The 22381-nt window shown below is 43.0% G+C and carries 17 protein-coding genes and 1 pseudogene; 8 read left to right on the top strand and 10 right to left on the bottom strand.

All coding sequences use genetic code 11. The features are described 5' to 3' along the window. The 4 genes and pseudogenes from BLS28_RS29610 to BLS28_RS29625 all read right to left on the bottom strand — a co-directional run. Positions 1 to 401, bottom strand: a 401-nt coding sequence (locus BLS28_RS29610) for a molybdopterin-dependent oxidoreductase (protein ID WP_176844608.1), incomplete at its 3' end; no start/stop codon positions are given. Positions 402 to 409: 8 nt separating this feature from the next. Further along, positions 410 to 1251, bottom strand: a pseudogene (locus BLS28_RS29615) (LLM class flavin-dependent oxidoreductase). Positions 1252 to 1698: 447 nt separating this feature from the next. After that, entirely contained in the window at positions 1699 to 2583 is an 885-nt protein-coding gene (locus tag BLS28_RS29620; RefSeq protein WP_091176292.1) for a PNPOx family protein, read from the bottom strand. Between the two features lie 222 nt (positions 2584 to 2805). After that, positions 2806 to 4386, bottom strand: coding sequence for a GMC family oxidoreductase (locus BLS28_RS29625; RefSeq protein ID WP_091176294.1), 1581 nt, complete (start codon positions 4384 to 4386; stop codon positions 2806 to 2808). A gap of 483 nt (positions 4387 to 4869) precedes the next feature. On the opposite strand from BLS28_RS29625, the gene BLS28_RS29630 reads away from it, so the two are divergent. Both BLS28_RS29630 and BLS28_RS29640 read left to right on the top strand, forming a co-directional pair. Further along, positions 4870 to 5667 (top strand): alpha/beta hydrolase, encoded by a 798-nt coding sequence (locus BLS28_RS29630; protein ID WP_091176295.1) that lies wholly within the window; start codon positions 4870 to 4872, stop codon positions 5665 to 5667. Between the two features lie 676 nt (positions 5668 to 6343). Next, entirely contained in the window at positions 6344 to 6994 is a 651-nt protein-coding gene (locus BLS28_RS29640; protein WP_143020911.1) for a Crp/Fnr family transcriptional regulator, read from the top strand. Positions 6995 to 7036: 42 nt separating this feature from the next. Here BLS28_RS29640 and BLS28_RS29645 read toward each other — a convergent pair whose 3' ends face one another. The 4 genes from BLS28_RS29645 to BLS28_RS29665 form a co-directional block, all read right to left on the bottom strand. Continuing rightward, positions 7037 to 7498 (bottom strand): cupin domain-containing protein, encoded by a 462-nt coding sequence (locus tag BLS28_RS29645; protein WP_091176301.1) that lies wholly within the window; start codon positions 7496 to 7498, stop codon positions 7037 to 7039. Between the two features lie 151 nt (positions 7499 to 7649). After that, a complete protein-coding gene (locus BLS28_RS29650) occupies positions 7650 to 8444 on the bottom strand; it encodes an MBL fold metallo-hydrolase (RefSeq protein WP_091176303.1) in 795 nt (264 codons plus the stop codon). 257 nt (positions 8445 to 8701) lie between these two features. Then, complete coding sequence (locus tag BLS28_RS29655) at positions 8702 to 9577, bottom strand: alpha/beta fold hydrolase (protein WP_091176305.1); 876 nt, start codon at positions 9575 to 9577, stop codon at positions 8702 to 8704. Positions 9578 to 10158: 581 nt separating this feature from the next. Next, complete coding sequence (locus BLS28_RS29665) at positions 10159 to 11538, bottom strand: aldehyde dehydrogenase family protein (protein WP_091176310.1); 1380 nt, start codon at positions 11536 to 11538, stop codon at positions 10159 to 10161. Between the two features lie 328 nt (positions 11539 to 11866). Between BLS28_RS29665 and BLS28_RS29670 the strand changes: the two genes are divergently transcribed. The 6 genes from BLS28_RS29670 (at position 11867) to BLS28_RS29695 (ending at position 19184) form a co-directional block, all read left to right on the top strand. Beyond that, entirely contained in the window at positions 11867 to 12547 is a 681-nt protein-coding gene (locus BLS28_RS29670; RefSeq protein ID WP_091176311.1) for a metal-dependent hydrolase, read from the top strand. 59 nt (positions 12548 to 12606) lie between these two features. Further along, positions 12607 to 14007, top strand: a complete 1401-nt coding sequence (locus tag BLS28_RS29675; protein ID WP_091176314.1) for an ATP-binding protein — start codon at positions 12607 to 12609, stop codon at positions 14005 to 14007. Positions 14008 to 14033: 26 nt separating this feature from the next. Continuing rightward, a complete protein-coding gene (locus BLS28_RS29680) occupies positions 14034 to 15698 on the top strand; it encodes an NAD(P)/FAD-dependent oxidoreductase (RefSeq protein ID WP_091176361.1) in 1665 nt (554 codons plus the stop codon). A gap of 1233 nt (positions 15699 to 16931) precedes the next feature. Beyond that, the gene (locus BLS28_RS29685) at positions 16932 to 17549 is read left to right on the top strand and encodes a TetR/AcrR family transcriptional regulator (RefSeq protein WP_091176317.1); all 618 of its coding nucleotides are present in this window, start codon (positions 16932 to 16934) and stop codon (positions 17547 to 17549) included. Positions 17550 to 17611: 62 nt separating this feature from the next. Further along, positions 17612 to 18406, top strand: a complete 795-nt coding sequence (locus BLS28_RS29690) for an SDR family NAD(P)-dependent oxidoreductase (RefSeq protein WP_091176319.1) — start codon at positions 17612 to 17614, stop codon at positions 18404 to 18406. 13 nt (positions 18407 to 18419) lie between these two features. Further along, a complete protein-coding gene (locus BLS28_RS29695) occupies positions 18420 to 19184 on the top strand; it encodes a hypothetical protein (RefSeq protein ID WP_091176321.1) in 765 nt (254 codons plus the stop codon). A gap of 454 nt (positions 19185 to 19638) precedes the next feature. On the opposite strand, the gene BLS28_RS29700 is transcribed toward BLS28_RS29695, so the two are convergent. Together BLS28_RS29700 and BLS28_RS29705 are read right to left on the bottom strand one after the other, a co-directional pair. Further along, positions 19639 to 20835: a glycoside hydrolase family 5 protein gene (locus BLS28_RS29700; RefSeq protein WP_218134526.1), complete on the bottom strand. Its 1197-nt coding sequence runs from the start codon at positions 20833 to 20835 to the stop codon at positions 19639 to 19641. A gap of 357 nt (positions 20836 to 21192) precedes the next feature. Beyond that, complete coding sequence (locus BLS28_RS29705) at positions 21193 to 21600, bottom strand: bromodomain-containing protein (protein ID WP_143020912.1); 408 nt, start codon at positions 21598 to 21600, stop codon at positions 21193 to 21195. Positions 21601 to 22381: the final 781 nt, after the last annotated feature.

The raw sequence follows: 22381 nt of genomic DNA on the forward strand, positions 1-22381 counted from the left end.
GGCTGCACCAACGCGGCCAGGTCGATAAGGCTGACGCCTTTCCAGTGCATATCCAGCTTGGACCAGGTGGTAACGCAATGAAAGTCGGACGTATCTTTCGTTTGCGGCAGGGTCATAAAGTCTTTCCAGGTCAGCACGACCGGGTGGTCTACAGCGCCGTCAATGGTCAGCCGCCAGCGTTCCTGCGGAATATTGGGATGGTAACCCAGGTCAAGGACAGGCCACTTGACCGTTTTGGTCTGTCCGATCGGGATTGTGGGCATGCCATGACGGTTAGGCGGGCCGGAGCCTTTCGGCTGATCGTCCGCCAGTGAAGGCGTCGCCTGTATCTGCTGCTCGAAGCGTGCTTTAAGTTTCATCCGCGCTTCTATAATACGTTCCAGTTTTTCCGGTTCTTCCATACGCTAAGTTAAGCATTTAATGCTTCGGCCAGCAAACGATAAGACTTTAGCCGGGCCTGCTGATCATAAATGTGCGAAGTCGCCATCCGTTCATTGATGCCCGTGCGCTCAATAAAATCATTCAGTTGCGCCTGTACCGTTTCCTTGCTACCAAAGAAGGAATAGGCCAGCATCTGCATTGCTGCTTCCTGTTCAGCCGCGCTCCAGATGTCGGCCATACTTTCTACAGGCGGTGGTAAGGGATGCCTTCTGCCTGTAATAATGCCCTTGAACAATTGCTGTAAGGAAGTGGCGAGGTATTGCGCCTCTGCATCCGTATCCGCTGCCACTACATTCACACAGGCCAGCACATAGGGCTCGGACAAATGACGGGATGGCTTAAAAGTTTTCCGGTAGAGTTCAATAGCCTGCAGAAAATAGGCCGGTGCGAAATGGCTCGCGAAAGCATAAGGCAGGCCTTTGGCAGCCGCCAATTTAGCGCTGTCCAGGCTGGAACCGAGTATCCAGACCGGGATGTCCAAACCCTCGCCGGGAACGGCGCTGACCCCGTTCGGATGATCGCCCGCAAATAATGCTGGAGCAATGCCACATTCTGCGGAAAGTGAAAGGCTGCATTCATGTTCTCACCCCTGATGGCCAGGGCCGTCGCCTGATCGCTGCCTGGCGCCCTGCCCAATCCCAGGTCAATCCGGCCCGAATAGAGCGTTTCCAGCGTACCGAACTGCTCGGCGACTACCAGGGGTGAATGATTGGGCAACATAATACCGCCGGAGCTGACACGGATCGTGGAGGTATTACCGGCGATATGCCCGATCAGCAAACTGGTAGCGGAACTGGCCACGCTCATCATATTATGATGTTCGGCGAACCAATAACGTGTGTAGCCTAAAGCTTCTGCCTGTTGGTGGGTAGCCCATTACTTTGCAGGCCTGTGATACGCTACCTAAATGCTAGGCGAGTTCTAATATGCCCAGTTTGTTCCTGGTGATCTTTGCTTGTGTTGTCATTATTCGAATCTCAGTCAGGTTCTTTAATTTATCGTAACTGTCAGATTAAATTGTGACTATCTCAAGTAATCCTTATCAAATCGGCATAAGTGAATCGATAAACATCGCCTGCTATGAAACTCAAACAAGTATTTAAAGTCATGAGGTGTGATTTTGTCCTTTAGCGTGATGAATGAGTTGTTACCATAACTTGCCAATTATTGCTTGGAAGATTATAAAGAACATTGCAAGCTTCACGTATTGCATTGGGGTGTAACATATTTGCGTGCATTTTCTTCCGGGTGTTCATTTCATGGATTATATGGTGAAAAATCTATGAACCGCGACGTAAAGAGAGTCAAAGAATTGCCCCTCAGGACTTGATCAATTGAAAAATCCCAAAACCTTTCAGTCCCGCCGGTTTCTATACCTGCTTCCTCATTGACATGAACTATGGCTCTGCCGCTCAGTTGTATTGTTTCTCCGTTTGTAAAATCAAGCAGTAAAATCCCGGCGGGAGGATTAACGTAAAAATTCCCAAGCGTATTAAACATACTGTTGCCGGGGTAATCGGGGATTCGTAAAGTACGCTCATCTTTAAGTTGTATAAAACCGATATTCCCTCCCCTGTTTGACATATCGGCGTTTCCCTGGTCGTCCGCACTGGCGACAAATATCGTATCGGTCCTGCTGAGCCAATCTTTTAAATCACCGGCATTGTTTGTGGGGTTAACCCGATCGTAAAAGAGGTCTCTTCGCTGTATGTATTTCGGACAAACAGAATATACTTGGCAAATCCTGATCACTAACAAGTCGCCGTTTCTGCTTATACGCCCGTTGATACGTAAACGGCGCCGGCTGACCATGTCTATGCATAAAAGCCCTATGCCTGACTTTTCAGTAATATTTGTCCAAAAAATATCAGATCTGTCCGACAGAATCAAAGAAAGGTTAATAGTCAGATGTTGGTGATCTGATAACGAGATAAAGCCCTTTGACCCGGACAACACAGATGCCCATAATCCTCCCTCCGCGTCCACCGATGCTGCATAAATAACCTGTTGCTCTTGTAGGAACATGGCTGAGCTACCTGTAATTTTATCGCTTATCATTGCTGCATTGCGGGAAGCCATCGCACTTTCACCTGATTCCCTTTGAATGTATTTTTCTCCTCTGTGAAATATGCTGCTTGCCATCTTTCAGATTTTAAATAATGATTTAACTGTTACCCGATACCTGTTCCGTTTCAAAAGCAGGTGATCCTAAATGTTAAAAAACAGCTGTAGAATATCAGTCCCGTTCTGTCTATTGTTTGTTTGATAGTAAATCAAAAAAACGTGCCTGAGCGACTGAGGCGGATATTGCTCCTTTCTGTTCTTTTTTGCCGGGATCAAAAAATCGCTGACCTGCAAAACTTTTCATCTTATTCCAAGTAATACTTCTGCTGCAAATTCAGCGATCATCAGGGTAGGTGCATTGGTGTTGGCTGTGGGTATCCGGGGCATGACTGAAGCATCTGCTATGGTAAGCCCTTCCACTCCATATACTTTAAGCCGATCATTGACGACCGCATCGCCCCCTTTGCCCATAGAACAGGTACCTGCAGGATGAAAATAGGTAGAACATGCGTCACGCAGGAAGTGTCTGATCTCACTGCGGTCAAGTCTTCTGTCCGGTGCCACCCAGCTCTTCAGGATCGCATTCAGTTCGGGTTCTTCTGCCAGATCCATGCAAAATTCAATTCCTTTAACCAATGCCTCAAAATCGTCCGGATCCTGCATTAAATTCGGCTGAATTTCAAGGGGAGAGTCAGGCGAAGCGCCGGTCATCCTGATATATCCCCTACTCTTGACATCGACGAGGGTTACAAAAACACTGAAGGCATTTTCGGGAACCGGATATCGTTCAGAAATTTCAGCCGTCAGAATAGGATACTGGATCGGAATTAGCATCAGATCTGCTTTTTTTAATTCCGGATTGCTTTTCCAGTACAGGTTAATTCCGCCGAGGTTGTAGGTGAGTTCTCCGAGTGGCTTTAAAAACTGATAGGTTACCGAAACTAACGGATGATCCTGAAAATTCTTACCAACACCCGGCAGATTTACTTTGGTTTCGATACCTGTTTTTTTCAGTTCGTCTGCATCACCGATTCCTGAGAGCATGAGTATCCTCGGGCTTTCTATAGCCCCCGCACACAGAATGGTCTCTTTCAGCGCCTGCACATTAACAACCTCTCCGTCTTTTATAAAAGCCAGCCCGGTGCATTTTTCGTTATCAATAATCAATTTAATGACTCTTGCTCCCGTGAGGATAGTAAGGTTTTCAGCATGCATGACAGGTTTCAGATAACCGGTAAACGGACTGCTCCTCGTACCCTTGTCAATATTCATACTCATTGGGCCGGCACCCAACGGTTCAGCGATATTTGAATCATCCATATAGGGCAGCCCATAGGTTCCCGCTGCACGAATAACTGCCGCATCTATCTGATGAAGATTCGCAGGACGAGCTACGTGGATAGGACCTCCAGCTCCGTGAAGAGCATTTGCCCCCGTATCCCAGTCTTCGATTTTTTTAAACAGGGGTAAAACGGACCCGTAGTCCCAACCCTGGTTGCCAGCCTTCTCCCAATCGTCATAATCGTGCCTGTTGCCCCGCGCCCAGACCATTGCATTGATGCTTCCGGAACCACCCAGCAACTTCCCTCTAGGCGCGTAAATAATCCTGTTATTAATTACCGGTGTTGGCTGATATTGATAAAGATAATCCTGGGCAGAGCCTATGTTTTCCAGCCAGCGGAGCGGGTTTTTGATCCGGTCCAGATCGTCAGCACCTTCGCCGGCCTCCAATATCAAAATATTTGCTTCTGTACTTTCAGAAAGACGTCTTGCCAATACGCACCCCGCCGAACCGGCCCCCACAATAATGTAGTCATAACTGATAGTCAGCCGGGATTTACCCTCAGCTGATACATTCACTGTTTCTTCCAACTTTTTCATAAACAAATACCTAGTTGATATAAACTGAATGAATACCGTACCAAAAAAACTAACAATTTAATTACCAACTACTTAAACAAAAAAAAGAAATGTGTAACTATTGAAATAAAGTAATTATACGATCTATTAACTAAATATCGATAGTTTATAAATGCCGCAAACGGCCTTTAATTGCAGATAACTCTTGCATCGATCAACCTTAAACATGCTAAAACACTAAGCCAAATCTAACGGTTAAATATCGCCACCATCAGTATCGGTATTTAACTAATTGTTTCGCGATTTTACTTTATATCACGAATTGAAAAACAAGAAAATCAGCAAATCACTACATATCAATCAATTACAAAAAAGGCATTCAATTTGAATACATAGCGAAAAAATAGATCTGACATGCGTTGAGCGCGAAAAGCAAGCTGCCTTAAAAAACAAGCTCATGCGTATCAGCAAGTAATCACAGTTATACATAGCAATCAAAAAGTCATGAAAAAGACATTAAAAAAAGTAATTACAAGACACCTCATTACGGTTTCAGCCATTATTCTAACCGCTATTTTTTACGGAATCGATGCGGCGGCACAAGAGCAGCCTTCGGTTAAGAACATCGTCATCGTGCATGGAGCACTAGCTGATGGTTCTGGATGGCAGGGTGTTTTTAAAGTTCTTACTAAACAGGGTTATCATGTAACCATTGTACAAAATCCGTGTACTTCACTGAAAGCGGATGTTGATGCGACTAACTTTGCTTTAAGCAAGATGGATGGCCCTGTAGTTTTAGTTGGCCATTCCTGGGGTGGTACGGTAATCACTCAGGCAGGAGTCAACCCTAAAGTAAAAGCCTTGGTTTATGTAAATGCTTTTCAGCCTGAGCTTGGTGAAAACACGGTCAGTCTGGCCACCAGTCTGCCACCCAAACCCGAAAATGGCTTGCTTCCACCCGACTCGAGTGGTAATGTTTACTATGACAAAGCGAAATTCCATGCAGGTTTTTGTGCAGACGTATCTCAGGATTTAGCCGATTTCATGTTTGCTTCCCAGGGATTTATACCGGGAGCCGCATTTGGGACACCGGTAACCGAAGTGGCGTGGAAAATGAAGCCGACTTTTGGTATTTCATCCTATGATGACAAAAGTATCAACCCTGACATTACGATGAACATGTACCACAGATCGAAAAGTATCATAACCAGGATCAAAGGCAGCCATGTAGTCTTTATTACGCACCCTAAGGAAGTTGCAGACGTGATCATAGCGGCTTCAGTAAAAGCCGGTTCAAAATAACTTGTGATGTCTGGCAGTTAAGAGGCTGGCATTTTTTCAATCTGTTTTACGGAGCACTCTTTTTGAAAAACTCATCATTTAAAAATGATTGGTTAAGCTCAAAAATAGTAAATGATGAGTGCAGCCGCACTTTCCTGACTGAATCAGAAGAGAACAGTGTATCGCCTGTTATGTTTTCATGCCTAAGTAATCGGCTCAATAATAAAATTGTTTACGTATCGCTACCGGGTTCATTATATGAGCGGATGGATATATCAGAGAAGGGGTTCTACGCTTCAGATTTGAATTTTATTTGCAGCTGAAAAAGGCACGAAAGTTTCCCGACGATTACCGGACCTGATCATGTGCATCTGCGCGTTATGACCGAATGGAGACAGCACAGCGCTTCATTTTAAACCCGTGAACCGAGGCGCGATCCGTGATAAATCAGGTGTATGGGTGCTGGTTATAACCGGTACATATCTATCAATAGCAACGACACTTTATCTCAAACGGAAGGGTAGTTTTGCATTGTAGTAAATCACAGATGTATTAAATACGGCATAATTAGGGCCATGTCGCTTAAGCACAATGATCAATACTGATAGCACCGGCTGAAAAGCTTTTGGATAACTTTTATTAATGATAATGCAGAAATGTTCAGCCAGGCCCGATTCTCACATTCAAAATCAGGCACATGATGGATTTAAAAAGTAAATATGGCTTTTCTCTGATTGAGTTCATTAATCGCGATCTCCAATTAGATGAATATACTATTAATTTAATAAGCGACAATTGCAAGGAATTAACTTTTGCTAAAGGTGATATTATTTTAAAACAGGGCGAAGTAAGTAAATATGCTTACTTCATCGTTTCCGGAGAAGGCAGATCTTTTTACACAGATTTTACAGGAAAAACCACCACCTGGCTGTTCCATTTCAATAATGCCTCAAGTAATATCAAAAACTTGTTTATGGTAGATTATAAAAGCTTTCTGACCGGAAAGCCGGGAACTTTGGGAATAGAAACACTTTCCGAAGTTAAAGCTGTACGTTTAAGTTATAAACAGGTAAGATTTTTGCTTAAACATTCACCGTCATATGAAAAATGGACCAGACTGCTTAATGAAAAAGTTTTTATAGTGGCCTATAACAGGGTCTTTACTTTACTGACAATGAATGCCACTCAGCGATATGAAAAACTACTCGCTGAAGAGCCTCACCTTTTAATTTTGTTTTCGAACTATTATATTGCTTCTTACCTAAACATAACCCCTCAGTCTCTCAGCAGAATCAGAAAGAACCTTGTGAAAATTCCCATTTCCGGGCATGGTCAAGTATCTCATTAAAAAACAAAAGATTGCGTTTACAATCTTTTGTTTTTTTTCATCTTAATTCACCTGATTGCCCGGTCTTGCCCCCGGCGGACCCAGGATAGCGTCACCGAGTTTTTCAGAAACTGCCATAAACAATTCGATATCGTTTTTTTCTGAGCCGTCAGACCCGGGTTTATACGGAATACCCGTCAGTCGGATCAGTTCTGCAAATCCACTGGGAGATGAAATAGTTATACCTCTGCTGGGCACAGGGGCCGAAGCCGCAACCACGTGCGGTGCTCCTTTAGGTATAAAGGCCGTTTCACCTGGTTTCAGTACGATTACCTCTTCATCCAGGTATACAGTAAACTCACCTTCCAATACATATATGCTTTCGGAGTATTGATTGTGCACATGTAAAGGTGTCTCAACTCCGGGGGAAAAGGTTCCCTCGATCAGGTCGTAAAGACCGCCGGATTGCTTTTCGTCGCTCAGGATCTCAACACCGGTTCCGAATAACCAAAATTTTTGTTTCATATCACTTAATTTATAACAATTTAAATCGAACTATTACAACGAATCAACAATAGTGTCCGAGATAACGTAAGACGTGGCAAACATCACTAATCCTTAAAACTGAAATATTACCATATGGTAATAAATGAAACAAAAGACTGAATATTTCCCACTAACTAAACTTAAGGCGGGTTGGCTGTCCTTTTTCCAGAATCATGAGCCGACTGCCAATATCAAGTACAGAGAACGCAGTCGCCAAAACCTCTGCGCCTTCCGTATAATGGGACCAACCTTCGTGGTGCAAAGGGATAATTCTGGCACGCGGAAAACAGAAAGCGGTATCAATCGCATCGTTCGTGTCCATGGTTACATTAAAAGGCCCCTTGGGCTTTGCCGCTCCGGCGAAGATAAAGACGTAATCCGGATCAAAACGTTTGGCAACTTCCAACACCCCTTCGTAAAATACCGTGTCACCCGTGATGTAGAGACTAAACTCTTTTGAGCCATTGACCTGCAACACAAAACCGGTCACATCACCCTGCATTTCATCGGTACCGGATGGACCGTGCCTTGCTGGTGTAGTGGTTGCCGTCATTTGCCGGCCGTCTGGCAAATCTATTTCGACATTTTCCCAGGGGGATAAGCCTAAGGCTCCATTTTTCAACCGCTGGGCAGCGGCCGGCGTGGTAATTGTATGTCCTACTTTAAACATTAATTCCCGCCCCGCATGATCCAGGTTATCCGAATGCTGGTCATGGCTCAAAAGAACAAGATCAATGACACCGACATCATTTGTGGCCGGTCCGGAAAGCTTGCTTATGGTTAGTTTGTTATCAATCTTGAAAGAAGTGCCTTCCGGATCAAGTGTAGGATCCGTAATGATCCTTAAACCTCCAATTTCTAATACAAGAGTCGGACCGCCTATATAGATGGCCGTCAATTGAGACTCATTTAAATTTTCTGTCATATCTTTTTTTTTAATGGTTGCTTTTTTCCCGGTTTAATACTTAAGCTGTTGCCGGATTAACTGTTTGTTACAGTTCGGGAGACAACCATCCACCTCAGCGGTTCACACTCCTGCCCGCTAACAACATCATATTCCTGCATCAATTTTGCGAAAAGCCAAAGTGATGCGGGAAATCCCGAACAAAATCATAGCATCTGCTAAATATTAAAGGAAGGATCGATGCACCAAATAAATACGGCTACTTTCTATTGAACACTTTAATTCCTTTTGACTTTCCTATCAAGGAAGTCACGGATAGCTCCGGCAATTTCAGTACCCGAACTTTCCAATGCAAAGTGGCCCGCGTCAAACAGATGATATTCCAGATTTTTTACATCTTTTTTGTAAGCTTCCGCTCCTGCAACAGGAAATATATAATCGTTTTTTCCGTAAACGATTAACATTTCAGGACTTTGAGTGCGAAAATACTCCTGCCATTGCGGATACATCGTAACATTGGTCTGGTAATCGTAAAAAAGGTCGAGCTGGATCCTGCCATTTTCCGGTCTCTCGAGATGACGCAGGTCAATCTCCCAGTTATCCGGGCTGATGACACTTGCATCAGGCACCCCGTGAGTATATTGCCATTTCAGCCCATCGGGGCTATGGAAACCTTTCAACGTCTCTTCGGCAACCAAGTCGTTTTTATCTTTCCAATATGCTTTAATCGGGTCCCAGAATGCCTCCAACCCTTCATCATAGGCGCAACCGTTTTGTACGATCAGGGTGTCGATCCTTTCAGGATGTTTATAGGCTAACCGCCAGCCAACGGGCGCACCATAATCCATCAGGTAAAGGCTATATTTATTAATGCCTAAAGTTTCGAGCAACTCTTCGATAATAATAGCGAAATTATCAAAGGTGTAATCGAAGTCCGTTATAGGTGGCTGTTCGCTTCTTCCGTATCCAGGGTAATCTGCAGCGATCAGATGGTATTTGTCAGATAAATCTGCTATTAAATTCCGGAACATGTGAGAGGAGCTCGGATATCCGTGCAGTAATACCAAAACGGGCGCGTCCTTAGGACCGGCTTCCCTGTAAAAAATGTTAACACCTTTGATTTGAATGTACTTGTGTTGAGTTTGATTTTCCATGACGTTAATTGTTTAACAATCAATGGTGAATTTAATGCCACATAAATAAAGCACTGTTTATCAATTATTTAAAATATAAAAAACATTTCCACCTAACGACATTTCGTGATCCTGCAGTGTAGCCTCGATATAACGACAATTGTCTACACTCACTTAAAAGACTTTGTGTATGATCATTTTTTAAGGCCGAGCACTGGCATGCAGGCTGCTGATCCGGAATATTTAAAATATGAAAATATTTATCTGAATTAATGAGGAGAAAGTCGCAAAAGTATATTAAACAATCCGCATGCAGCGAACTTCAGAAATTCGCCTGCGAAAGTTTCGAACAAAAGTATCATTTAAATGATTTGCCGGAAGAAAATCTATTTTGTTGGTTTTTCCCCAAAAAGCAGCAGGCTGCAACGGCTATAACGTTGCAGCCTGGCAGGATTATGAACAGGTCAAAACGAGTTGGTATAACGCAGATACAAATTCAATTTGATGAAATTGTAAATGCCTAAGGAACAATTCAGCAGAAGTGCGCAGATCTGATAATACGGTTATCACGCGTTCTGAATACGGTCATCTTCAGCCTATAATTAATATTCAAACCATTTGTTTAATTCATGGGCCTTTTCCGGGGTATAGGGTGCGAAAAGATGTTCAATACTTTCATCAGCCGGTGACACCAATACAGACTTGGCGTGGGTTAATGAATCAAAACCTTGTTTGCCGTAATAATTCCCTATTCCTGATTGCCCCACCCCTCCGAAAGGCATTGTAACGATAAAAAGATGAACGTTCGCTTGATTGACCGCGCCGCCGCCAAACGACAAAGTCGATAAAAGATGATCGACCAATGCTTGATTCCTGCTGAAAATGTAAGCAGCCAGTGGTTTTGGCGCTTTTTCAATACAAGATACTACATCTCCGATATTACGATAGGGAATTATCGGTAAAACAGGCCCAAAGATTTCCTCCTGCATAATTTTATCTGACCAATCGGCAGGATAAATCAATGTCGGGGCTATATAATTGTTTTCCCTGTCGGCGTTTCCGCCTGCAATTACTTTCAAAGGATCGATCAGTGATAAAAGCCGGTCCACTTCCGCCGGGTTGATTATTTTAGAAAAATCACTGTTTTTTTGCGGATCGGGCCCATACAGAGACAACAATGCTTTTTTTGCTTCATCAATAAACTCTTCAGCTTTTGACTCGTGAATGTAAACATAACCCGGAGATGTGCACCACTGCCCGCCCCATGCAGTTGCTCCCCAAACAAGTTTTTTCGCCGCATCTGCGATGTTTGCTGTTTCGTCGACGATTGCTGGATTTTGTCCACCAAGCTCAAGGATAACAGGTGTAAGATTTTCAGCGGCGGCACGCATGATGACCTTTCCAACTTTAGGGCTGCCGGTAAAAAATATAAAATCAAAGGCAAGTTTAAGTAAACTTTCAACTTCCTCTTTGCCTCCGGTAACTAAGGCGACCGCTTCCTGTTCAAAATACTGCGGGATCAGTTTCTCCAGCAGTGCGCTTGTGGCTGCTGCTGCTTCATGAGGTTTAAGGACTACCGTATTGCCGGCTGAAAGCGCAGCTATAGCTGGGAGCAATAACGATATAACTGGTGCATTGAAAGGGCCTATCACCAGTGTTGCGCCATAAGGTTCTCTGAAAACATGCCCTTTATGACCGGATTCTGATAGAAACCGGGGCAGCGGTCGTTCTTCAGCTTTCATCCAGTCTTTCAGCTGCAGTTTTGTAAACTCGATCACGTGGATAGGTGCATTTGCTTCCAGTACAAATTCGGGCAAAGCCGTTTTAAAATCGCTGGCTACCGCCGCGTAAAATGCGTCAATATTGTCTTTTAACATGAGTGACATCCTGTCCAGCTGATCGATTCGCCATTCATAGCTCTTCGTTCTATTGGTAGCAAAGAAGGCCTTTTGTTTGTCAATGATTTTTTTATGTGTATTCATATCGTACTATTATAATCGACAAAGTTCGACATACCGTATTGCCGCTCCATTCACAAATGGTAAGAAATCAAAACACATTGTTGAGCTTTAAAAAAAGCGCCGGTTTACGTAGCACGGCTTATTAGTACGAATACCGGGGTGAAACAACGGCAGCCTTAGAGCAAATATTATATATCGTCAAAAATGAATTATTGAAATATCAATACAGGCGAAAAATTGACGAAATATCGCACTCAGTACTCGAAAGACAAATCGCAACTTACTAATAAACAAACATTTAAAAAACAGGCATATATTTAGCTATAGTGGTTTTATAAATAAATGCGTTATGAAAATAACTTACTATGGACATTCGTGCTTTTCCGTTTTTGCCGGTGGGAAAAATTTACTTTTCGACCCGTTCATCACACCCAATGAACTTGCGTCAGCTATCAATGTTGACCTCTTGAAGGCAGATTACATTTTCGTTTCACACGGTCATTTCGACCACATTACTGACGTGGTGCGCATTGCCTCTAATACGGGAGCCATGGTACTCGGAAACTGGGAAATTTACCAATGGTTGAACAAACAGGGCTTGCAAAAAACGCATCCTATTAATCCGGGCGGAAAATTCTTTTTTGATTTCGGTTTCGTGAAATCATTTGCAGCTGTACATTCCAGCAGTTTTCCTGATGGCAGCTATGCAGGTATTCCCTGCGGTTTTGCTTTCGATACGCCAGATGGAAACTTTTACTATAGCGGGGATACAGGTTTAACGCTCGACATGAAATTGGTGCCGGAATGGGTTGAACTCGATTTTGCAGTGTTACCCATCGGGGACGGCCTTACCATGGGAGTGGAAGACGCTATCAAAGCCTGCGAAATGCTGAAGGTAAACAAAATGATAGGCGTTCATTATGACACCTTCGGATTTATCAAAATAGATCACCAAAAAACCTTGGAGGTTTTTAAATCAGCCGGAATAGATGCACACCTTATGGGCATTGGTACTACAATCGATATCTGATAATGTATTTTCCATAATCAATATTGCACAGAGCTTAAGAAACTTCAATTTAAAGCGGTATGACCAGGGTTACTATTGAAATATTGCAGTCGTTTGCGGCATTCAACGATGTTCCCGCGGAACAGCTTGACTGGTTTTTATCCCGTTGTTCCAACCGGATTATATTGGGAGGTAACCTGCTTTTTAAACCAGGTATGCCCATTGACTTCACTTATGTTTTTATTTCCGGAAAGTTAAGCCTGTACGTACTGAATAATGGGGAGGCGCGGGAATTCGCGTGTGCTGAGACCGGATCTGTTCATGGGTATTTGCCATTTTCCAGAGGCAAGGTCAATTTTGCTTATGGAAGAGCTTTAGAGAATACCCAGATATTGCTTTTCCCGGCAAATATGATGACTGAAATGATCTGCACCCAGTTTGAACTCACACAAGCGCTGGTGCATGTAATGAGCAGCAGGGTCAGAAACATCACAGCCCGTCAGCAACAGGATGAAAAAATGGCGGCACTTGGAAGACTTCATGCCGGGTTGGCACATGAATTGAACAATCCTGTTGCTGCAATACTCAGGGCTGTGGCCATTTTACAAAGGCAGCTTCAACATATGCGGCAAGCATTTGAGGAAGTAGCAGCAGAACGCCTTTCGGACGGTTTTGACGGCTTTGTCAATTCATTGATACTACGCGCTATAGCACATCGGCAACAATTGCCATTTAGTATGCAGGAAAAAAGCTTAAGAGAAGCACGACTCGTTTATTGGCTTGAAAGAAGGCATATTCAAAATGCATCGGATACTGCAGATGACTTCGCTGGCTTCGGCTTCACGGAGGAAGATGCAGACCGGTTTCTTGCTTATCTCCCCGGGCAATGGGCATCATCAGGTATCAACTGGTTAGATAGTCATTTGGTGGCAGAAACGCTCTTAAAAGATATTGAAGAAGCTTCGGGGCAGATTGACGCATTACTAAAATCAGTAAAAGCATTTATCCATGCTGATCAAAGCCATGACAGGCGGTTTGCTGATATACACGAAGGATTGAGGCATACCCTGGTAACATTAAAATACAGGCTGGAAGATAAAAATGTTCAGGTCATCCAACATTTCGATACGGAAATACCTTTTGTAAAAATAATGATTGGTGAGTTAAACCAGGTTTGGTCAAATTTGATCGACAACGCGATTGATGCAATGGAAAATACACAGATTCCTGTACTTGAATTAAATACACGAAGTGACGGAAAATTTGTATATGTCAGCATTGGAGACAATGGGATGGGTATACCTGCATGTATTGCTGATCGTGTTTTTGATCCTTTCTTTTCAACAAAACCAATAAGCAAAGGCACAGGCCTCGGACTTGACATTGTGTCGAGGATAGTGAAGCTCCATGACGGAACTGTTACGCTCCAAAGCGTACCTGGCCGCACAGAATTTATAGTTTGTATTCCAATAAACAGTTAAAATCTTTTAACACAAAACCCCAATATATGAACTTGCCAGTTATACTTTGTATAGATGACGATCCTCATGTCCTGAGGGTCATTTTACGCGACCTGAAAGATAAATATCGCAACGAGTATCGAATCATAGGCACAACGTCTGTAAAAGATGCATTTGTAACCCTTCTAGATCTCCGAAACAAAGGAGAAGCAGTAGCCATGTATGTCTCTGATCAGCGAATGCCCGAAATGGAAGGCGTTGCATTTTTAAAGCAGGCCATCAAATTTTTTCCTGAAGCAAAAAAGGTTTTGCTCACAGCCTACGCAGACAAGGAAGTGGCTATTCATGCGATCAATGAGCTAAGGCTTGACTACTATTTGATTAAACCCTGGGATCCCCCGGCTGAAAAATTGTATCCGGTGATAGATGGTCTGCTTGAGGCTTGGCAATTAAACTATCGCCCTAAATTTACGGGTATAAAAGTAATTGGATTTCAATATTCCAGGCTTTCCCATGAAATCAAAGAATTTCTATCTGGAAACCTGGTGCCCTATCAATGGGTAGATGTGCAAATAACCGAGAACAGCGAAGAGATACTCACGCTGAACAAACTGGAACTGAAAGACCTGCCTGTCATATTTTTTGCTGACGGCACACTTCTGATCAAACCGGATATAAAGCAGATAGCGGAAAAAACGGGGCTCAGCCCCGAACTAAAAAACGAAGTTTTCGATGTAGTTATAGTTGGTGCCGGACCTGCGGGACTAGCTGCAGGCGTGTATGGAGCGTCCGAAGGGCTGAATACTTTGCTGATAGAAAGACATTCGCCGGGCGGCCAGGCCGGCACCAGTAGCCGTATTGAAAACTATCTCGGTTTTCCGGCCGGGATAAGCGGTGCGGAACTTACTACCAGAGCTTTAACACAGGCTAAACGCCTGGGCGTACAATTTCTTTCGCCCGCTGCGGTAATAAAGATAAGCAACCATCAGGGATATAAAAAACTGATGTTAGCGGACGGACGCTGTATCAATACGCGGAGTATAGTTTTAACCACAGGTGTAGAATATCGTAAACTGGAGGTTAATGGTATTGAAGATTTTACCGGAGCCGGAATTTATTACGGATCGGCGACTACCGAGACCATGGCCTGTAAAAATAAGGAAGTCTACATAGCCGGGGGAGGCAATTCCGCCGGACAGGCGGCAATGCACCTTTCCAAATTCGCAAGTAATGTTTACGTAATTATCCGCAGGGATACACTTGTGGGAACGATGTCTACCTATCTGATCGATCAGCTGCAGGAAACCACCAATATACACCTGCTTGGAAAAACTGAGGTTGTGGAGGCCCGTGGCACTGACAGATTGCAGGAACTGGCTTTATTTAACTGGAATACAAAGCAAACCAGCATCCACAAAGCCGAAGCATTGTTTATATTTATAGGAGCGAAACCTTACACCGAATGGGTTGGGCCGGAAATCATCAAAGATCATAAGGGATTTATAGCTACGGGGCCAGCCCTCGGGGCATTGAACGGGTTTAATGAATGCTGGAAGTTACGCCGTGAACCATTTGTTCTGGAAACTAGTTGTCCGGGCATCTTTGCGGCCGGAGATGTCCGTTCGGGCGCTATGAGCAGGGTAGCTTCCTGCGTTGGGGAAGGATCGATGGCCATCAATCTTGTACACAGATATCTCGCTGAAGTAAAATAAAAATATGTCGGCAAAATAATTTCACCAGATTATTAAAATAGCGTTACTATTCTTGTTTACGGTCTGCCTTAAATCCAAGCAGGGACAAATAACATCAGCACCATTGCCGGGAAAGAACTACGGTATAGCCCGAAAACGGCTGACGGTGCCCAATACCAACCAGTTTATAAACTTCATCAGCCAAGATAATTGAGACCCGGAAAGTGTGATGGCTATCGCCTGGCGTCTAACGGGGCTGCCGTTTCTAGTATCATAAAGTGAAGATTTTGAAAACCGGATTTCGATTTCAGACGCAGCGACGATCAACGCAGTTCACGTTTCTGCAGCGGCTAAGTCCCCTGTCTTAACCAAAGGAAGAAAAACAGATCCCTTTGCTACTTACGCTGACAATTTTCTACATCCATCAGCCTGGCTCAGGCCCAAACGACCTGAATAAAGCTGCGCCATGCTTGAGTGCTGCCACTAAGCTCAGTATAACGGAAAAACTTTATAACTGGCAAACAGAATGTTTATTTCTTTCCGTCAAATTATATCGCCAACAAGGAAAAAGAAAAGAATCGATAAAATCGCTTGTGAGCTTGTTTGAGAAAAATCACGGGCAGGTGAATCCATCCCAAGGTTATCAATAGCTGTCTGCCCTTTTATCATACCGTGATTCCGGCAAACTCGCTTATCTCCGAAAAGCAATTTACATCAGCAAACAACAACACAATGTTGAAAAAGAAATTGAATTACTGTTAAGCTGCGCGAATTATTATTCAGCAACAAACCCTATCCTAATTTACGAAGATCTGAATACCGTACTTTCAGTCATGGCTTCCATTAACTTTAAACACACCCTGCTTACCCAAACTGAGTTCGCCTATGTCTGTATAATACATTCAAAATTCGCAGAGGCATTGAAAGTAGCGAAGTCTGGCACAGATCCACTGTGTCACCTTCCTGTCGGGCAAACTGACGTATACCCTGAACATCCCTTCATGTATAAAACTTAGTTTATTACAGTAACGACCGCTTTTTAGAAAGTATTCGCCTTAGGTATCTTTTCCGGTTTAAACAATTCAGCCACTTTTTTAGCATCCTCTATGCTGATACTGAAATACTGATAAATATATTTTTCTATCGGATTGTCCATAAGAATGTATTTTCAGAAAAGCGCTCTACTAAATTAATAAAATTAAATCAGCCTTGCATTATTGAACAATGTTCATTTATATTTGTATCTAATTGATCATGGGAACTGCCGACCGCAAAGCAAAAGAAAAAGAACAGCTGAAGTCGCTGATACTGGACAGCGCCCGGAAGCTTTTTGTGGAAAAGGGTGTGGAGCAGACCACCATTCGCAGTATCGCAAAAAGCATTGATTACAGCGTGGGTACGGTATACGTTTATTTCAGGGATAAGAACGCAATATTAAACGAATTGCATACCCAGGGTTTCGCGCAGTTAGGCGGCCTGTTCAAAGTATTGGCCCATGTGGAAAATCCTATGGAACGGTTGATCGCTATGGGGCGGCTTTATATTAAGTTCGCGATGGAGAATCCGGACATGTATGAGCTGATGTTCACGCTTAAAGCCCCGATGGAAGTTTTGGATCAGGCCAAAAACGAAGAATGGAACGAGGGAATATCGGCATTCACCGTTTTGAAAACGACTGTTGAGCAGTGCATCGCGGCTAACCACTTTAAGGGGCATGAGCCGGAGCCGTTGACCTTTATGATCTGGAGCCTGGTGCATGGCATGTGCAGTCTGCATATCAGCGACCGCACGAACGGGGTTCATCTGAATCATGCAAATCACATCGTTGACGCTGGTTACGAAGAATTTTTAAAAATATTAAAGAAACTCTAAGTTTTTTTTGAATCAATAATGAACATAGTTCAAATATTAAACAATGATTAATAAATTGTAGCATGAAAGATCTTGTATTGGTGACCGGTGCATCTACCGGTATCGGCTATGAAATGGCCAAATTATTAGCAGCCCAAAAGCTTGACCTGGTGCTTGTAGCCCGGAGCGCCCAAAAACTGGCTGAATTGAAAAAGGAATTAGAAAACGAGCATGGCGTTCAGGTATGGGTATTTGATCAGGATCTATCCAAAGAGGCCAACTCGGTGCTATTATATGAGACCGTCAAAGCCGCCGGCCTGCAGGTGACCATGCTGGTCAATAACGCCGGGATGGGCGTTTATGGAGATTTTATGGAAACGCCGCTTCTGGAAGAGCTGCAAATGATCAATCTGAATATCTCCGCACTCGTCATTTTGACTAAATTGTTTGGCAACGACATGAAAGAAAATGCCTATGGCCGCATCCTGAATGTCGCTTCACTTTTATCTTTTTTGCCTTTCCCCTATTATTCGGTTTACTCTGCAACCAAGGCGTTCGTACTGGCTTTTTCTGAAACCATCGCGGCCGAACTGGAAGATAGCGGTGTGGTAGTTAACACTTTATGCCCCGGCCCTGTGGACACCCCATTTACTACCAGGGAAATGCTGGGTACAAATGCCTATAAAACCAACAAGCCGGTAAGCCCCATGATAGTCGCTAAAGTGGGTGCCGATCTTCTGCTTAAAGGAAAGGGTAAAAAGATAGTGGGCTTCAACAACTGGTTTATCTCCAACCTGCCACGCGTTACACCTGATTTCCTGATGATGAAGATCAAAAAGAAATTGGCCTCGCCGGTCATTAAAAAAATGTACAATTAAAAACATATCGATCATGAGCGATTTTATCACGGTCCTGAAATTCAGGAATGAACCATTATACTATTTTGGACTGGTCTGCCTGATCAGTTCGGTCATTTTTTTCCTTTTATCACGAATAAGTTCCGTGCAGGTTGCCGGGACGAACGCCTGGTATAAACCTTTGAAATTTGCATTGTCCATTGGGTCATTTTGCTGGGCAATGGGCTGGTACACCTGGTATCTTAAACTTCCGGGACAGGTAAGTGTTTACAGTTGGGTCACTATTTTGTTACTGGCTTTTGAACTCATTTACATCGCCCTCCAGGCCGGGCGCGGCGAATTATCGCATTATAACCGGAGCTCACCGCTTTATGCAGCACTATACAGCGGCATGGCATTGGCAGCGACCTTCGTTACCTTGCACACCGGCTACATCGGCCTCTTGTTTTGTACGACAGACATCCCTGAGTTGCCCGGTCACTACCTGTGGGCTATCCGTATAGGCATATTTTTGTTTGTTGTATTCGCAATGGAAGGAGCAGTGATGGGTGGGCGCATGTCGCATACTATTGGCGGACCCGATGGCGGCCGCGGCCTGCCATTTTTGAACTGGAGCCGAAAATTCGGGGATCCGCGCATTGCGCACTTTATAGGGATGCACGCCCTTCAAATTTTACCTTTAATAGCTTTTTATGTTTTAAAGAACGTACGGTGGACACAATTTTTCGGTGTCTTGTATGGCTGTCTGGCCCTGGCAGTACTGGTACAGGCATTAAACGGGAAGCCGTTATTTAAGTAAAAGCTGTTTTCATTAGCATTGTATCAAGCGTTCATCCACGATCCGGCTCAGTGAAGACATATGCTTTGCGTTTGGGGCCTTGCTGCCGGAAAAGATTTTTTACGCCTCTGGTTCAACATCCGTTGAAAAAAAGCGAAGTGAACACGAATTGCGCCTGTTATTGAACCTTTCTTGAAATAACAACGAAGCCTGAAGTATAATTTTCTTTGCGATAAACGAATTTATAAAAACGTGTTTTGACAAGTCGCTAACGGCAAACTCTCAATTAAAAGGCCAATTTAATTATGAAAATTTTAGCTTCGAATGTATTTACAATGCAAAGGAAGCTAAAATGATTTTTTACCAGTATAAAGCCTTTTTATATGTGTCGAACTCTTAAATTATATCTCTATATACGCAGTTCTTAAGCTGGCATTATTAATGGCTCCCGACTGTTCAGCAAGCAATTAGTATATCAGGGCTGCAGCATATAAGGCACAATATTATTAACAAAAACAGGTGTACCACCTCCAGTAGAGATCAACCCAAACCACCCCCTGTCATCCCACGCGGTGCATGACATTTTTTGAGCGATACAAGTAGTTTTGATTAATTTATAATAATCACGCACAACATCGGTATTACGCTCTGTACCGTTGGTTCTACCTACACCAAACTCGCCATAATTCACCGGCACATCTATGGTTGCAGCATGTGCCGCAACTTTCTGAATTGCCGATGTAAACGCCGCACTACCGGGGAAAGCAGTATTGCTGCCGGTTTGTCCGCAAAAAGCCCATGGGTCGTAAGTATGCACCTGAATAGCCAGGAAACTATCTAAACCGCCTCCCGGTAAATTTGCTTTGGTTGCAAACACCTCGTCTATCATGCCCTGGTTACCTTGCCCATTCGGTTCTACCATTATTACACGCGTTGTATTATTACCGCCGGTTGCCCTTATAGCGTCATAAGCAACTTTATCAATCTGGCGTGTTAATGCTATTGCAGTTGCGTCAGTTGGCAATGGATACCCTGTACCACTCCACTGTCCCATTTTTCCTTCCGGCTCATTCAATACATCAAACAACAATTGCTTTGGTTCGTCTTTAAAGAAAGTAGCAATGCCTGTCCAAAGTGTTTTAAACTTATTATCAAAAGCAGCACTTCCATCATAATTATTTTTTAGCCAATGCTCATGATGTGCGTTTATCTCTACATACATTTTTTTAGACAAGGCATACTCAACAATAGCTTTCAATTCAAATAACCTGGGATGCGCTATATTTATATTCCCATTTGCATCAGCAATATTGGAAGGAAATCCTTCCACCCAGGTTACCGGGATTCTGATATGGCGCATACCTGCATTATAATATAAATCAATTATAGGCTTTACACTGGCAAACGTTGGCGAATTACTTGTATTAGTTTCAAAAGTATTTCCTAAATTAAATCCAGCTCCCATATCTACTATTATTTCCTTAGCAGTGGAAGCGCTGGTATTGATAGAAGGAATAGCAACCGGCATCGTTGGAGGCAGTGTTGTAGTTGTTTTGGGGGCCGAACTGCTGTCTTTTTTAGCGCAACTCAGGTTAAGAATAACTACCAGCAGAAATCCCAAATATTTTATCCCGCAATTGCCTTTTAATGATAATAAATACATTTTTTTCATAATATAATTTTTATTTGTAATCGTTTAAATTTATTTATCTTATGTACCGCATGCATTCATGCTTAGGTTTTATCTATTTGACCAACAAAAAAATCAAATTCACTAACTCATATTTCCGTTGGTAAAAGCGCTTAGCATTAGGAGACATTTACCATTGCTAACTGTAAGTCTTGTTGAATTATCAATATGGTTCCAGTGATGCCACTGCCTCTAGGCAACGGCTTCCCTATCAATTCGTGTAGATGGAATGGCTTACCCGTGTTTTTCAGGTCTAAACTGATTTTAATGTCTCCGCTTAGTTTAGATTTCATTGACGACAGCCTGATATTGTTATACTGAAACGTGGTGTAACTTAAATCATAACCCAAAGCAAATTCGGGACTGATCTTTTGCTGGTCGTACCTTAGGGCCTGCAATACGAAACCGTTTTCTTGCAGCCTGCTCCAAAGAAATCGCCTGTCCGCTGCTTAAGATTAACGGGCGACTCCAATCTGCGGCCACAGCAATGGTAACCGGGAAACAAGAGCAGCCCTTTGTTTTATTTCCAATACCACGCGAAATGCCGCTTCCGGTAAACCGGAGGATACCTAAACATGCGCAGCTATCAGTATAATAATACCAATGCTCTACTTTCTCCTTTATGGTCATTGGAGAAATGGGGTTGTTTATCCGGCGATCGAGTTCAGAAAACGTATTTTTTGTTTGAGAAAATAATAAGAAATGAAAAAGCCAAAAGGCAAAAAAAGCAAGTAATATTTTTTTCATGATTAAGCTTTCCATCAAAAAATTCAAATACAGAAAAATTCTTGATAGCTATAATTGGTTTAGACAAACATCAGGCTTATAAAAAAATAAAGAGGGCGGTTAATATCCTTTTATAGGAGTAAAATCGTACAGATAATATTAACGGCTGCTACGATTTTCGCAATTTTAGCAGTATTATAATTAAATGCCCGTACGCTAGAATAAAGATTATCAATGAGGATCACAGTACTTATCGCCAGTTATAGTTTCAAACCCCACTTTCTATAAGGCCAGTGTAGACTTAGCATATTCAAATTCTGGACGATGATTTTTTGTCAAAAAACACGTATCTCTTTCTGAAAAATTACTTGAAACGTTGGGCGTTGAAAAGAAGCATGCATAGACATTGCCGGACTATCAATTATCCTGGTTAATGAAAATTTCGTCATCTTTACCATCTCTTGGGTTATAAAGCCAACAAGTAACGCATTCCTTTCCATGTCTCGCAAATCCTCGGCTTTGTGGATAAGATCAGATCGCTGGCACAGTAAGTGGAATACCTGCTAAAGCAGTTTTTTTAAATACTTTCTGACCAATTGATTTGCCTACCATGATTTTTGCAAAATTATTCCACTCCCATCTATTACTTTATCTTCCCTACCTATTTTAAATTTGAAGAATTAGAGATATTCTTGTTCCTGAAAATTTGTGATACCGTATTTTTGAATTTATGGCGCAAAGAAGAATCTCTCTAAACTATTTAGTTGGCAACTTAGACATGCTGGAATTGTTTATTAGTAGC

It is taken from the genome of Mucilaginibacter gossypii (assembly GCF_900100945.1).
Classification (GTDB): Bacteria; Bacteroidota; Bacteroidia; order Sphingobacteriales; family Sphingobacteriaceae; genus Mucilaginibacter; species Mucilaginibacter gossypii.